General features: G+C 34.4%; 20 protein-coding genes and 4 tRNA genes. 5 read left to right on the plus strand and 19 right to left on the minus strand.

Translation table 11 applies throughout. From position 1 onward, the window contains the following. Positions 1-9: 9 nt before the first annotated feature. The 17 genes from BUC12_RS18475 to BUC12_RS18535 form a co-directional block, all read right to left on the minus strand. Complete coding sequence (locus BUC12_RS18475; RefSeq protein WP_062184329.1) at positions 10-423, minus strand: NinB/YbcN family protein; 414 nt, start codon at positions 421-423, stop codon at positions 10-12. A gap of 5 nt (positions 424-428) precedes the next feature. Next, entirely contained in the window at positions 429-635 is a 207-nt protein-coding gene (locus tag BUC12_RS18480; RefSeq protein ID WP_062184332.1) for a hypothetical protein, read from the minus strand. A 1-nt stretch (position 636) separates the two neighbouring features. After that, positions 637-1284, minus strand: coding sequence for a PD-(D/E)XK nuclease-like domain-containing protein (locus BUC12_RS18485; protein ID WP_062184335.1), 648 nt, complete (start codon positions 1282-1284; stop codon positions 637-639). Between the two features lie 8 nt (positions 1285-1292). Further along, a complete protein-coding gene (locus BUC12_RS18490; protein WP_062184338.1) occupies positions 1293-2492 on the minus strand; it encodes a hypothetical protein in 1200 nt (399 codons plus the stop codon). A gap of 24 nt (positions 2493-2516) precedes the next feature. Beyond that, on the minus strand, positions 2517-3428 hold the full coding sequence (locus BUC12_RS18495; protein ID WP_062184341.1) for a hypothetical protein: 912 nt from the start codon (positions 3426-3428) through the stop codon (positions 2517-2519). Positions 3429-3448: 20 nt separating this feature from the next. Then, the gene (locus tag BUC12_RS18500) at positions 3449-3859 is read right to left on the minus strand and encodes a helix-turn-helix domain-containing protein (protein WP_062184344.1); all 411 of its coding nucleotides are present in this window, start codon (positions 3857-3859) and stop codon (positions 3449-3451) included. Between the two features lie 22 nt (positions 3860-3881). After that, complete coding sequence (locus tag BUC12_RS18505) at positions 3882-4148, minus strand: hypothetical protein (protein ID WP_062184348.1); 267 nt, start codon at positions 4146-4148, stop codon at positions 3882-3884. Positions 4149-4179: 31 nt separating this feature from the next. After that, positions 4180-4497, minus strand: coding sequence for a hypothetical protein (locus BUC12_RS18510; protein WP_062184350.1), 318 nt, complete (start codon positions 4495-4497; stop codon positions 4180-4182). Beyond that, positions 4469-5467, minus strand: coding sequence for a reverse transcriptase/maturase family protein (locus BUC12_RS18515; protein ID WP_062184352.1), 999 nt, complete (start codon positions 5465-5467; stop codon positions 4469-4471). The genes BUC12_RS18510 and BUC12_RS18515 overlap by 29 nt, the downstream gene beginning before the upstream one ends. A gap of 223 nt (positions 5468-5690) precedes the next feature. Further along, on the minus strand, positions 5691-6095 hold the full coding sequence (locus BUC12_RS18520; protein ID WP_062184355.1) for a hypothetical protein: 405 nt from the start codon (positions 6093-6095) through the stop codon (positions 5691-5693). A 24-nt stretch (positions 6096-6119) separates the two neighbouring features. After that, positions 6120-6560 carry a hypothetical protein gene (locus BUC12_RS18525; RefSeq protein ID WP_139262121.1) on the minus strand — a complete coding sequence of 147 codons (441 nt, stop codon included), beginning with the start codon at positions 6558-6560 and terminating at the stop codon, positions 6120-6122. A 241-nt stretch (positions 6561-6801) separates the two neighbouring features. Then, a tRNA-OTHER gene (locus tag BUC12_RS20185) sits at positions 6802-6948 on the minus strand. 9 nt (positions 6949-6957) lie between these two features. Then, positions 6958-7113 carry a hypothetical protein gene (locus tag BUC12_RS20190; RefSeq protein ID WP_157257585.1) on the minus strand — a complete coding sequence of 52 codons (156 nt, stop codon included), beginning with the start codon at positions 7111-7113 and terminating at the stop codon, positions 6958-6960. An 80-nt stretch (positions 7114-7193) separates the two neighbouring features. Beyond that, a tRNA-OTHER gene (locus BUC12_RS20195) sits at positions 7194-7271 on the minus strand. A gap of 8 nt (positions 7272-7279) precedes the next feature. Beyond that, positions 7280-7495, minus strand: a complete 216-nt coding sequence (locus tag BUC12_RS18530) for a hypothetical protein (RefSeq protein WP_062184361.1) — start codon at positions 7493-7495, stop codon at positions 7280-7282. Between the two features lie 112 nt (positions 7496-7607). Further along, positions 7608-7766 carry a hypothetical protein gene (locus tag BUC12_RS20200; RefSeq protein ID WP_157257587.1) on the minus strand — a complete coding sequence of 53 codons (159 nt, stop codon included), beginning with the start codon at positions 7764-7766 and terminating at the stop codon, positions 7608-7610. 2 nt (positions 7767-7768) lie between these two features. Beyond that, positions 7769-8056 (minus strand): hypothetical protein, encoded by a 288-nt coding sequence (locus BUC12_RS18535; RefSeq protein ID WP_062184365.1) that lies wholly within the window; start codon positions 8054-8056, stop codon positions 7769-7771. A 186-nt stretch (positions 8057-8242) separates the two neighbouring features. Here BUC12_RS18535 and BUC12_RS18540 point away from each other — a divergent pair, with 186 nt between their 5' ends. From BUC12_RS18540 to BUC12_RS18555, 4 genes are all read left to right on the plus strand, one after another. Beyond that, positions 8243-8584: a hypothetical protein gene (locus tag BUC12_RS18540; protein WP_062184368.1), complete on the plus strand. Its 342-nt coding sequence runs from the start codon at positions 8243-8245 to the stop codon at positions 8582-8584. A 260-nt stretch (positions 8585-8844) separates the two neighbouring features. Then, complete coding sequence (locus BUC12_RS18545) at positions 8845-9483, plus strand: LexA family transcriptional regulator (protein WP_062184371.1); 639 nt, start codon at positions 8845-8847, stop codon at positions 9481-9483. 59 nt (positions 9484-9542) lie between these two features. Then, positions 9543-10628, plus strand: coding sequence for a type I restriction endonuclease (locus BUC12_RS18550; RefSeq protein ID WP_062184374.1), 1086 nt, complete (start codon positions 9543-9545; stop codon positions 10626-10628). 2 nt (positions 10629-10630) lie between these two features. Next, a complete protein-coding gene (locus BUC12_RS18555) occupies positions 10631-11047 on the plus strand; it encodes a hypothetical protein (RefSeq protein ID WP_062184377.1) in 417 nt (138 codons plus the stop codon). Between the two features lie 86 nt (positions 11048-11133). Here the strand turns inward: BUC12_RS18555 and BUC12_RS18560 are convergent. Continuing rightward, positions 11134-11217: transfer RNA gene (locus tag BUC12_RS18560), tRNA-Leu, on the minus strand. A 41-nt stretch (positions 11218-11258) separates the two neighbouring features. After that, positions 11259-11331, minus strand: a tRNA-Gly gene (locus BUC12_RS18565). Between the two features lie 148 nt (positions 11332-11479). Here BUC12_RS18565 and dprA point away from each other — a divergent pair. After that, positions 11480-12598 (plus strand): DNA-processing protein DprA, encoded by a 1119-nt coding sequence (gene dprA / locus BUC12_RS18570; RefSeq protein WP_062185371.1) that lies wholly within the window; start codon positions 11480-11482, stop codon positions 12596-12598. The last annotated feature ends 110 nt before the right edge of the window (positions 12599-12708 follow it).

The following is a 12708-nucleotide window of genomic DNA, read 5'->3' on the forward strand; positions in this document are numbered from 1 at the left end:
GTTTAAATTTTAAATGAAATTTTTATATTGTTGATAGAATTCATCCCAATAAAGATCTTTGGGGTCGGGTAGGGTAATACCAAGCTCAACACTTGCAAACTCCTGTATTCGATCTAAATAATTTTTGAATTGAAGTGTATCGAGCTTAGTTGTGGTATTTGGCAGATAAAAATGATGTCCGAAACATTGGCGTTCATCTACACCCAAAAACTTTGTTTTGAAATACTCATGTAGATTATCTTTATTTTCTCCGGTTTCATTCATCAAACAAGAAAGCCAAAGCCAGTAAAGAGCATTCTGATCAATGGACCGTCTTTCTCTTGCGACTTTGACTTCTACGATATATTTTTTATCCGCTTTCAGATCATCTACATAGGCTTTAACCTTGTCTTTATCTTTAGGGGTTCGGATGTGTAGAAGCATTTATATTACAATTTTTCAAACTCCTTTTCTTTTTCTTCCACATATTCACTCAATGCTTTAAGTAGTTTTGAGGTCAGTAATTTATCTGGAACTATTTTTATATCTCCAAATGAGACCTCGCAAAGACCAGCACCAAGTTTTTTAAATGCTGAACTAGCTTTAGATGAATTTTCCCTAATGTTTTGGGCTTTCAAATAAGTTTGTATATCCATATCAATGTTCTCTTTTCCACTCACCAAACATTAAATAATGTCTATAAGCGAGTTCGTTATACTTATTAAATCCATCTTTAAAAAAAGAAGAATCACGGGTGATATTTATTCGAAATATCTTTAGATTCTTCTTGCTTATACCTATCAGTACATCACGGTCAGAATTAGCGATCATCATATACCATGCACGTTGGCGATCATAATCAAAGTACCTTGCAGCTTCTTCAAATTGCTTTTGCGTTTCAGCTGTCGTACTTTTTATATCACCGCCCCAATTCCAATCTTCACGCCATAAATCCCATTTACACCGGGTATTAAGAGAAAAAGAAAAACCTTCAAAATTGAAGGCTTTATATTCTCTCATTACTTTTTGACCATCTGCTTTTTCAGCGATTAGCTTGCAAAAATCATCTCTCCAGAAGGCTCGCTTCATATCTTCAGCTAGCTTGAATTCATCTACAGTATATTGAATATCATCTAGTGTTCGATTGAAGTAATTAACCCTTTGAGGTTCGGTAATCATTGCATCTATCAGAGAGCCGAATTTATAAGCATTGGTAGGATCCGGCATATCACGAGGGTATAGCTGTTGTTTTAACCACGATAAATCAGAATTTGAAACATCGGGTAATGAGTAATAAGGATCCATCTTATTGGCTATTTTGCTTTGTATTTTGGTTCGTAAATAATTGCAGGATTCTTGATAAACTCGTCGTTTTTCTTAGCGTAATTCTCGCAGAACGCCTTTACCCGAGCAAAAGTGAACTTTTCGAACTTATCTTGAGGTAATTCTTTACCCTCTTTTTCAAACCAAAATTGAACTAACATGAGATAACCGGCAATGTTTGATAACTTAATTTCGTAAGATTCAACTACTTTAGGTGCTCCAAATAATCCAACTTGCGCATCTACTAATACCGCGGCTTGTTCACCTGCCGCTTTTACGGATGCAGCGGTTTCAGCTTCTTTGCGTTTATTATCCGCTTCTTGAGCAATGCGATCAGCTTCATCTTTCTCTCTGACTTCTTTTTCTTTGAGCAGACGTTCTGTTTCTGCTGCATCTGCCAAAGCGAGTGTTTGAAGTTCTGCTTTTTTAGAGGGTATCTTATCGACTAATTCTCTCAACTGAGATTGTATTTCAGATTTGAATTGAGATTTCTGAGACGAATAATCAGCGTCTATAAACTCTCGTCTAATAGATCCCAGAGTATCTTTATCTAAAAGAGAATTATCCGGAAATGTAAAATTTACTCCTTCGTAGAAATAATTGTCAAAATTCGATGTGGTACTTTCAAATCCAGCCTTATCTACATTTTCGAGGGTTAAGCCATTGAAATGTTCAAGAAACTGTTTTTTTATTTTTGATGCACATTCAGCAAAATAAGAGGAAACGGCAATTTCGCAGGCTTTACGATATTCTATAATCTCCTTCTCTTTAGCTATTTTTAATTGAGCTTGGCGATCTTCTTCTTGCTTCATCTTCATCTTTTCAGTAGCGTAAATATTTCGCCTATTCTGAGCCTTATCAACTACTATCTTGAGGTCACTTTCAATCGAAGTAAATTCCTTCTTGATAAGATCAATCATTTGAGTGACAGGTTTTCGCCTCTCATTCATCGCAGTAATCGTTTTTTTACCTTTTTCAACGAATTTAGCAAGTTCACTATCATAAAAGTCAGACATTCCATTATCAGCAATCAGGTTTTCTATTGTCAGATACACTTCTGTTGCTTTCGACTTGCTCGTTTGATTCTGCATGAGTATTTCAGGTGCAGAATTTAAAATAACAGGCAAGTCGTTAAACTCGCCTGATTCAGTATTTTGCTGTACTTGTAGTGAAGTATTATTTTCTTCCATTGTCGTGTGAATTAATTATTTATTTTACCAGGGTTCATCGCTATCATTTATAACAGATGTTACACTTCCGTTCTGTGGTGTAGTCTCATTTGGTTGATTATTAGTCGGTGCGTAAGACTGAATATTTGCAGGGGCTTCATATTCTTCATCTCCTTCAAAAGAAACAGTGTCGCTAACACGAAGTTTTGAATAGGCTCGCATAGCGTGTTTGATCGTTTTAGCTTCCAGAAATCCCGGATCTATTTGTCCGTTATTAGAAGAATACAAAACTGCGGCTTTTGGATTAGGATTTTTATCAGTTACTTTGGGTTTGCTGTATCCCGCAAGCCTTTGTATATCATCTTCGAGCAGCCATTTGAAGTCATACTGATTCTTTGGCAGGACAATACACACATAGCAGCCAATAATATGATTTGTTTTCCGAGGGATGGCAGGCGCATAGTCTACAATCAAAACTCCCTGTTCGTTGGTTTTGGGTTGAAATCTGTCACCTTCATAAATAACCTGAGGATTATTCATTCGAATGATTTGGCCTGCACGGATCCTCATATTCAACTCACCATAAGCAGTTATAACAAAACTTGCGACATTGATTTTTTTTTCTTTTCCTGTTTTCGGATCCACAACATTGCCTCCATATCGATATTGCAAAAAAGCTTCCGATTTACTACCGGGTTGAATAGATAATCCGGTAGTCGCTATTTCCAAGAATGCACTATATAGAGATATACCAGTGCATATCGCAAATTCATTATTTCCTGTAATTGTCTTTTTAGAATACAGCAACTCCTTTTCGTAGATCATTTCGGCATCACCTTCACTTTTGCCGTGAATCTTCATTAATACATTGATGAAAGATTCTTTAACTCTAGGATGCTCTAGCAAATCTATAGCCGGTAACTCCCAGTTCATTTTTTCAGTTTCTTTTGTTTCCATAAATATATCGTGTGTAAGAATTATACAATTAAAGGTTCTATCTCCAAATCAGAGCGTCTCGATCTCTTTGCTTGTTTTTCGATACTAAATCTTGTATTCATTTGATATACATCTGTCATGTTTATATATATATCATATGACATTGTAAATAATAAGATCAAAGCCATAACTCCTTGCTTAAACTCATGAAGGTTTACTTTTCGAGCTATATAAATTCGAGCCCGTTTTATTGCTATTCGCTTAGCATAGAGTATTGAGAGTTCGCTTCTGTTTCTGATGCCTAATACTTCAAAAGCCTTCATTATTTGGTTATTTACTGTACATAAAGCTTTAAAGTTTTTGTCTGCAATTTCCTGTTTCTCCATGCCTGTAGCATACTGTTGAGAAACAAAATCCACTCTTTCTGTAAGTTCTGTAAATACCCTGTCCATTTGTCGTGTGTTAGACAGGATATTAAACAGATTCTACCTTTGTGTTGTCAACATATCGAATTGTTGTATATCCTTCTTTTTCGGTAACAATAACAGAATACTTTAATTCATGCTGACTAATTTCATTAAGCATACGAGCATATTTATTTTGCCTTGTAGCTTCTTGACTGATAGATCGGGCTTTTCGCCGTATCTCATCTTTTACATGGAGAATATCTCCTGGCTTTTTTAGTTTTTTGAACAGGCCTACAATGGTATCACCTTCTTTCATTTCAATTGTTCGTACCATATATTTATTATTTGATATTAATATTCAAAAGTTATGTTAGATAAAATGTTTTACCACTACCAGAACCAAATTTCTGTTGTCTTATTGTAGCAGTGAATGGAAACTCACTCTTTGGAATTTTATCCAAAGCATCTTTAATCGGAGTTGCATTAGTGAAAAATTTACTTTCAACACCTTCACTTTTTATCTTAACAACATATCTATTCTCACCATGAGAGGTTTTTACACCTGATTCATAGTCTAAAATTTCTATTTCACAGTTTAAGACATCCGTGATAGATATCTTAGGTACTGGAAATACATTTTTATTATCTAGGGTATTAATCCCAAAGTCTGAGAACTTTTTCATATTTAATAACCTTTCTGATTAAATGTCGAGAATTACAATGTTTTGCCCATCCGAGATAAGAGCATATACCTATCTTATATTCTTTAGGGGATATTTTTTGTTTGTTTAGTTTTGATGCCCGTTTGCATAGGTTTTTCTTTATTCGCTTTCGCATCAGAATATGATCATGAAAGAAAACATAGCCGACAAAGTCGATACCTCTTGCATCTACCGGAAATATCTGGTAATTGCTTTTAATATCTAGTTTTAAATTGTTTCTTAAATAATCATGTATTTCTTTTTCTAAAGAATGCAAGTAATCTTTACTATCTGATAGAATGATCATATCGTCAGCATACCGGAAATAATACGGAACCTGTTTGTACTCCTTTAGCCAATGGTCAAAGTAAGATAAATACAGGTTTGCCAGAAACTGCGATAAATAGTTTCCTATAGGAACACCCGGAGCTGATTCTATAATACCATCCAAAAGACTAAGTAGTTTTCTGTCTTTTATTTTCTTTCGGATAATCATTTTCATTACCTGATGATCAATCGACGGATAGAATTTTCTCACATCCATTTTTAGGCAATATAATGTACCTTCTTTATCTTTTAAAGCTTTCTTCAAGTGGATTAATGCCCCGTTAATACCCTTACCTTTAATGCTTGAATAAGAATGAGAGATGAAAACAGAAGTCCAAATATTTTCTAATACATTCATAATAGCATGGTGTATCACCCTGTCACGAAAAGGCAACCGGTATATTATCCGTTCTTTCGGATCATGAATTGTAAATACATCATATTCGGACGTTCTGTATGTTTCATCAGTCAACTCTTTTTGTAGCTGAAGGATATTCTCACTTAAGTTCTTATCGAATGACAATACACCATATGTCTTGCTTTTACCATGTTTTGCATTACTATATGCCAGATATAAATTGTCTAGTTCGTAAACTTTATCATATAAGTTTCCTATCCGTTTCATTATATCAGCCTTTGCTTTCTTATAGGAGCTTTCGAATAAGTTCTACCAGCACCGTTTGAATCGTTATTTTCAACCAAGAGGTTAGGCCTTGTCTTTTATTTTTATATCTTAAGCTTAGGTGGGAACTGGACCCTGCATTCGCATTCGAGTTATCGTAATTCGTATCGTTGAACGCGAACCCCGAAGCAGAGCCAGAACAAAAAGGCAACAGCCTGTTTATTTTTTAGAAGAGCTGAACTTTTTCCCAGATGTCAAGGAAAGTTTCACCTAGATACTCACATGTGATCTTGCTTAAAACGCGAAGGCGGGAACCGGACCCCGCAAACGCACGCGAGTAATCGAAATCCGTAAAGGCGAAAGCGAACCCCGAAGCAGAGATTCTAAACCAGGGTATCCATTTCCATTGACTGTAGTCTGTCCAATCTAATTTTTCATCCGAGCCGTTCTCGATTTCAATCTTTCGGGCAGCTTCAATAAGAACTATTACATTATACTCAGCTTCACGGTTTACCCTTAAATCTTCAGGATAGAAAGAAAAGTCTATTTTTGGACGGCCTGTTTCTTTATAAGCATCCTCTACTGTTTTAAGCCTTTCGCTTAGTTGCTTCTTTAAGTTTTTCGTATTCATTGTGATGATTTTTAGTATTATAAATTATGATTCTAAATATTCACGCATAATATCAATGTGTTTAGTCCCAATAACCTTTACCGACTTTTCGCTTTTTAAAGCAAGGCGGGAACCGGACCCCGCACTCGCAAGCGAGTAATCGTAAAACGCACCGCCGAACGCGAACCCCGAAGCAGAGCCATTTGTACGAAACCAAGGAAAATGTCTGTAAATATTAGTATTGTAGATATCCATTTTTTCGCCTTGATTATAAGCTTCATTCATAACAATGACTCTATAGTATTTTTGAAAGTGATCTCTTAAATCTTCCGGTAGGTCAACAAACTCAGGTACATCGGGACGTCCTGTTTCTGCCATCATATCTTCCCATCCATCAATTCTGTCATTTACGTCCTGAGAAAAGAATTTTTTACCGTAATGTCTTTCGAGAATTCCTTTCCATTCATCATTCGAAGTTTTATACAACTTCCTTGCTTCTTGATCTGTGATTTGTAATGTTTTCATATATTTGTATATTAATGATTCGTGCGTGCAGGTTGACTTACTTTTGGGGTCGCCTGTACGCTATTTTTTATTCCAATAATTATGTCGTAGAATTGAAAGCTTAACAACAATTATAAAAAAGCGAGCTACATCTGTCACAGACTGGCTCGCTCTACTTAACACAAACTTTACAAAACTACACATACCTATTAAAGGCATATTGTGGAGTAAACAGGATTCGAACCTGTATGTATCGGAGCTACAATGTTTCTTCTTCGCGTAATCGCTATCTTTGGCATTGTACGCCTCTCTACCTCGATACTAAGACTTACGTTATCTCATTAGCGTCTACCAATTCCGCCACTACTCCTTTACCCCTTCAAAAATTTGCTCCCGGATAGCGAACCAACGCACACCGGGATATATTGTTATCATGGCAATGCCATGAATTAATATATTCATTTAGCACAGGGTTACTTTTCCACCATACCCCGAAGTCATTTAGCTTTTTAAAGCGTGCTTTTACTCTACCCATATAGAGCTTTTTATTTATAGACGATTCTATCATACTTTGCTTCGAATGCGTCTCAATATGTCAAAAATCTCTTTTCAATGTGGACGGTGACAGAATCGAACTGTCCTCTTTTCGTTGGTGCACCTCAGAAATGTTTCAGCCAAGAATACTAACCGCCCTATTGGCATTAATAGCCGATTATGTCTTCAGCAAATTTTACATCCCTATTTTGGGATCTATGATAATTCTCAATATTTGCCTTTTCAACCTGTTCAGTAAGATTATCGCCTTTATTCATGCGTGCAGTGACAATCAGCATAATGATATAAGCTATGACTATTGAAGCCGCTATAGCTAATACCTTCAATAGTGTAATAATTGGTGAGATCAATTTCTTTTTCATAGATTATCTATTAAGGAGCAGATCAGACCTGCTATGATTGTACCTGTTATTATTGTGTAGATCTTGACTGCTAAGTTTAATCTTCTCATTTTGCGTTCTTCTTTTTCGATATTCATAAAGCTTTAGGTTTAAATAATTCAGCGAAATGTTCAAATAGGTCTTTATCTTCGTAATAGCGTTCTTTTGCCCGTTCTTCATCATAGTTATAAGAGTCATCTTTTTCTTCGACTCTCTCAAAAGCAGCATTCCAAAGTATTTCCTCTGTTGTCATGGCTAGATAAGTTTACGTAGTTTGTCGAAATCTGTTTTTAGGATATCAGATAATCTGAATTGTAGGTTACTTCTTGATGAAGTGCGTTCAATAACCGGCAATAAACCTCTTTTTACATATCGTGTTACAGTAGCCTCACTCACATTATGTATTTTACATACCCATGAAGAAGGTACTATCACACCGTGAAACCTTTCAATTAAAGATTCTTCTTTAGTTAATAGGAGCTCTTTAAGCTTTTTATCAAGGCTTTCATCTGATAACACATGATATATTACTGTCCCATTCATACCCTAAATGATATTTATATATTATTGCTTCTATCTGCTTAAAAATTTTATCTTTGTAGTGTATTGTTACATAACCACAATGCAAATATAGTGAAGTAATTCACAATTTGATTTATATAAGTGAATTTATTCACATGATTAACTTTATTTAATAGTGTGCTAGCTTTAATGTTAAAATAGTAGGGTATGGAATTAGAGGAGTTTGTAAAGAGCACGATTGAAAATATAACAGATGCTGTAGCTAAATTGCAGGAACAAAACACCACATCAGGACGTGTTAACCCAATCGGGATTAAAGGTGGCGATCATATAATGATTCCATCTGGATCTGGGCTTGAAGGAGTAAGAGTTGTGAATGTCGAATTTAATGTTTGTCTAGAAGAAACCGAAAAAGTGGGAGGTAAGAAATCTATAGGGGTATTCTTTAAAGAGTCTGGTATTGGCATAGATAAAAAAATAGAGAACAATACAATATCATATACCAGTGTAAAATTCTCTATTCCTATAACGTTGCCTATAAAACCTTAGGAAAATGGACGTTTGACGCCATGTTTTATGTATGATAAGATAAATTCGGCTTCTTGAGATACTAATCTCACATCTATATCAGTAGACTTAGAGTTAAGAATCAACATTACAATTTTCAATCTTAATTTCCGATCTCTTATTTTTTTAATCTTGTCAAACATGGCGAAAATAATTAAATAAATATTAAAACATAGATGAATACAAATATAGAACAAAATATATAAAATGTGAATTAATTCACATTTTTAACTTCTGATAAGATGGAACTTAATATAAAAGAATTAAGAGATAAGTTTAATAAGTCTCAGCAAAAGGTTGCTGACGAAACAGGCATATCTAGAGACAAGATAGCAAAATGGGAAACAACTTCGCATAAGCCTAAAACTGAAGATTATATTAAACTAAAAAATTATTTCGAATCTCTTGCTAAAGATATTGGAGATAGTAGTGTATCTCTCAAATTTTCGCAAACGGAATCACAAGGTCAGCCAATTCTTGATATACGAGTTTGTGCCGGTCATGGCATAGGATTAGAGGGTGATGAGAATAAAGTTATTGAATGGGTGAATATCCCAAAATTCGATGGTTGCTATGGTGTAACAGTTTATGGAGATAGTATGTATGATCGGTTTAAGTCAGGAGATGTAATATTTGTGAGGCTAATTCAAGGACGAAATGATTTTGATTTTGGTCAATGCTATGTAGTGATAACTAATGAAGATCGATATATTAAAAATATATATCAGAGTGGGAGAGGAGACGAGTATGTAACAATGACCTCTTATAATACAGAAGTAAATCCGGATGGTAGGCGAAAATTTCCTGATAGAGATATTCTTATAGATGATATTAAGTTTCTGTATAAGGTTGCAGGGAAATTACGGAGAGATCAATTGTAACACAAATAAAAAATAATCATGTAAATATATTCCAAAAAACTTTATAAAAATTATACACTATGGATTTTAAAGATCAGATTAAACAGCTATCAGAAAGGATCGAAAAACTAAAAGATAGCATAAAAACGGAAGAAGCTACAAAAAATGCATTTATCATGCCGTTTATTCAATCATTAGGATACGATATATTTAATCCTTTAGAAGTCGTTCCTGAGTTTACTTGTGATATAGGTATAAAGAAAGGAGAAAAGGTTGATTATGCTATTTTTAAAGATGGAGAACCCAGTATATTGATTGAGTGTAAATATTGGAATAGTAGGTTAGATTTATATGATAATCAATTATTGAGATATTTTCATGTTACCAATGCAAAATTTGGGATTCTGACAAATGGTATTATTTATAAATTTTATACTGACTTGGAAGTTCCAAATAAGATGGACGAAAAGCCATTTCTTGAAGTGAATTTACTAGATGCAAAATCAACTCAAATAGAGGAGATTAAGAAATTCCATAAAGCATATTTTGATATAGAAGATATTTTGAGTTCTGCTAGTGAGTTAAAGTATACAAGTGAATTAAAATCTATATTGAATCAAGAATTTACAAATCCTAGTCCTGAATTTACCAAATATTTAGTAAAACAAATATTATCAGGTATGATAACCTCGAAAATAATAGATCAGTTTATTCCACTTGTAAAGAAATCTATTTCAGGAATAATTAGCGATGCAATATCTGATAGGTTGAAGACGGCATTAAATACAGAGGAATCAGTCCAAGAAAAACAAGTAGAACAAGAATTGAAAGAATCTGTAATCAGTGAGGATGACAATAAGGTAATTACAACAGAACAAGAATTGGAGTCTTATTACATCATAAAATCTATATTGAGAAAAATATTTCCGGCAGAAAGAATATTTTATCGAGATGCCCAAGCATATTTTACTATAATTGTTGACGATAATAATAGAAAAACGATTTGTCGTTTATATTTGAATTCACCTTCTAATTGGCAAATCGCATTTATTGGAGATGACAAAAAGGAGGTTAAATTTAAAATAAATTCGTTAGATGATATTTATAATTATTCTGAAGAGCTGATAGGAGTAACTGGGCGATTTATAAGTTTAGAAGAAGATTAACTATGCTAACTCTATCTTTCGGAAAATCCACATCTCCACGATACAATAATGCTATAAAGCTAGCAGATAAATTTTCTCTTGTTGAAAAATCAGAGAACGTTATTACTGTTACTTTACCGGTTAAAGAGGTTTTTGAGAAATGGGAGCATTTTAATACCCTGTTTTGGATGGTTGTTGATTGGAAAGAGACTGTTTTATCTTATGAGGGTATGAACTACCAATCACACATTGATAAAACCCGTATATTTTACGCATTGCAAAATTCTCATTGGAAATGGATGAGTTATGTAGAAGAAAGAATTTCGAAGGTTTATAATACAACTCTTGAAGAATTAGATATATCTAATTTAGATACACAAAATATAGATGATACTACCGCTGATTTATTGATCGACTTATACACGTTTAATAAGGAATAGTATTTAGCTGTTCCAAATAGCGTTCCAATAAAAACAATAAAGGCAGTATAATCAATTGATTTATACTGCCTTTTATTAAAATAATGTACACACGAGGGGATTTGAACCCCTACGCCCTTGCGAGCACTACCCCCTCAAAGTAGCATGTCTACCAATTCCACCACGTGTGCGTACGTATTTAGAAAAAAAAATGTGACCATTGCCACATTTGAGCGAAAGACGGGATTCGAACCCGCGACCCCGACCTTGGCAAGGTCGTGCTCTACCAACTGAGCTACTTTCGCGATTACGGGTGCAAATATAGAAGCATTTTTTGTTATTCACAAATTTTTATCAAAAAGATTTCAATACCTTTGAATACAAAATTGGGGACAAATATTTCACTCATATATTTCAACAAATATATGTTTAGATTATACTTAAAAACAAACAATGAACGATTATTCAGCAAAGTTACTGTATAGAATTGCATTAACTCAAATCAATGGAGTGGGTGATATATTGGCTCGTAATCTTTTAGACGAAATAGGTGATGAAGAAGCTATTTTTAAATCTACAAAAAAGGAGTTGATGTCTATAAAGAACTTCTCGGTACACTTAGCTCAGGAGATATTAAACCCGGAAGTATTGAGGAAGGCTGAGAAAGAACTGGAATTTGTAAATAAGAATAATATTCAGACATTTTTTTATATGGACGAAGATTATCCTTACAGGTTAAAAGAATGTGCCGATGCTCCGATTCTACTATATTACAAAGGAAAGGCAGACCTGAATGCCAGAAAAATAATAAGTATTGTTGGCACCCGTAAATCGAGTTCATATGGAACCGATTTCTGCGATCGGTTTATAGAGGATATAGCATCTGTGTTTCCTGATATATTAATAGTAAGTGGCTTGGCATATGGGATAGATATTCAGAGTCATAGAGCAGCGGTTAAGGAAAATATCTCTACAGTGGGAGTACTTGCTCACGGATTAGACCGTATATATCCGGCAGTTCATCGTAAGACAGCTGTGGAAATGTTGGAAAAGGGAGGATTACTTACTGAATTTATCAGTGAAACAGAACCCGATAAATTTAATTTTGTTAAACGCAACCGTATTGTAGCAGGAATGTCAGATGCTACGATTGTAGTTCAGACGGATATGAAAGGAGGATCTTTGATAACCGCGGACCTAGCAAACTCATATGACAGGGAAGTCTTTTCTGTTCCGGGACGTGTAACAGATAGGGATTCAGCCGGATGCAATATGTTAATAGAACAGAATAAAGCGATACTTTTACAATCGGCAGAAAGCTTTATTAAACATATGCAATGGGATCTGAAAAGTAAAATTCAACCAAAACAACAAGAGTTATTCCTTGACTTGACTAAAGAGGAACAAGCAATATTTGATCTGTTATCTGGAGAAGACTCACTTCATGTTAACTTTCTATCAGCACAAACAAGTATAACTTTATCTTCTCTATTATCGACTTTACTATTGATGGAAATGAAAGGGTTGGTAAGAGCTGTTCCCGGAGGAAATTATCAGTTAACAAATAGATAAATAAAAAGCCGGAAGATTTGAAGTGCCCCCCCAAAGTTGGACAATAAATTATTAACTATATTTAGATTGAGTTCGGTATTTTACCGGGCTCAATCCGTTTAAAGACAGTT

The sequence above is a fragment of the Indolivaga macrotermitis genome (assembly GCF_900128985.1).
Classification (GTDB): domain Bacteria; phylum Bacteroidota; class Bacteroidia; order Bacteroidales; family Dysgonomonadaceae; genus Dysgonomonas_A; species Dysgonomonas_A macrotermitis.

Bases quoted from the DNA above. Each gene is read 5' to 3' on its own strand.
- BUC12_RS18475 (WP_062184329.1), bottom strand. From the start codon at position 423: ATGCTTCTACACATCCGAACCCCTAAAGATAAAGACAAGGTTAAAGCC.
- BUC12_RS18480 (WP_062184332.1), bottom strand. From the start codon at position 635: ATGGATATACAAACTTATTTGAAAGCCCAAAACATTAGGGAAAATTCA.
- BUC12_RS18485 (WP_062184335.1), bottom strand. From the start codon at position 1,284: ATGGATCCTTATTACTCATTACCCGATGTTTCAAATTCTGATTTATCG.
- BUC12_RS18490 (WP_062184338.1), bottom strand. From the start codon at position 2,492: ATGGAAGAAAATAATACTTCACTACAAGTACAGCAAAATACTGAATCA.
- BUC12_RS18495 (WP_062184341.1), bottom strand. From the start codon at position 3,428: ATGGAAACAAAAGAAACTGAAAAAATGAACTGGGAGTTACCGGCTATA.
- BUC12_RS18500 (WP_062184344.1), bottom strand. From the start codon at position 3,859: ATGGACAGGGTATTTACAGAACTTACAGAAAGAGTGGATTTTGTTTCT.
- BUC12_RS18505 (WP_062184348.1), bottom strand. From the start codon at position 4,148: ATGGTACGAACAATTGAAATGAAAGAAGGTGATACCATTGTAGGCCTG.
- BUC12_RS18510 (WP_062184350.1), bottom strand. From the start codon at position 4,497: ATGAAAAAGTTCTCAGACTTTGGGATTAATACCCTAGATAATAAAAAT.
- BUC12_RS18515 (WP_062184352.1), bottom strand. From the start codon at position 5,467: ATGAAACGGATAGGAAACTTATATGATAAAGTTTACGAACTAGACAAT.
- BUC12_RS18520 (WP_062184355.1), bottom strand. From the start codon at position 6,095: ATGAATACGAAAAACTTAAAGAAGCAACTAAGCGAAAGGCTTAAAACA.
- BUC12_RS20190 (WP_157257585.1), bottom strand. From the start codon at position 7,113: ATGGGTAGAGTAAAAGCACGCTTTAAAAAGCTAAATGACTTCGGGGTA.
- BUC12_RS18530 (WP_062184361.1), bottom strand. From the start codon at position 7,495: ATGAAAAAGAAATTGATCTCACCAATTATTACACTATTGAAGGTATTA.
- BUC12_RS20200 (WP_157257587.1), bottom strand. From the start codon at position 7,766: ATGACAACAGAGGAAATACTTTGGAATGCTGCTTTTGAGAGAGTCGAA.
- BUC12_RS18535 (WP_062184365.1), bottom strand. From the start codon at position 8,056: ATGAATGGGACAGTAATATATCATGTGTTATCAGATGAAAGCCTTGAT.
- BUC12_RS18540 (WP_062184368.1), top strand. From the start codon at position 8,243: ATGGAATTAGAGGAGTTTGTAAAGAGCACGATTGAAAATATAACAGAT.
- BUC12_RS18545 (WP_062184371.1), top strand. From the start codon at position 8,845: ATGGAACTTAATATAAAAGAATTAAGAGATAAGTTTAATAAGTCTCAG.
- BUC12_RS18550 (WP_062184374.1), top strand. From the start codon at position 9,543: ATGGATTTTAAAGATCAGATTAAACAGCTATCAGAAAGGATCGAAAAA.
- BUC12_RS18555 (WP_062184377.1), top strand. From the start codon at position 10,631: ATGCTAACTCTATCTTTCGGAAAATCCACATCTCCACGATACAATAAT.
- dprA (WP_062185371.1), top strand. From the start codon at position 11,480: ATGAACGATTATTCAGCAAAGTTACTGTATAGAATTGCATTAACTCAA.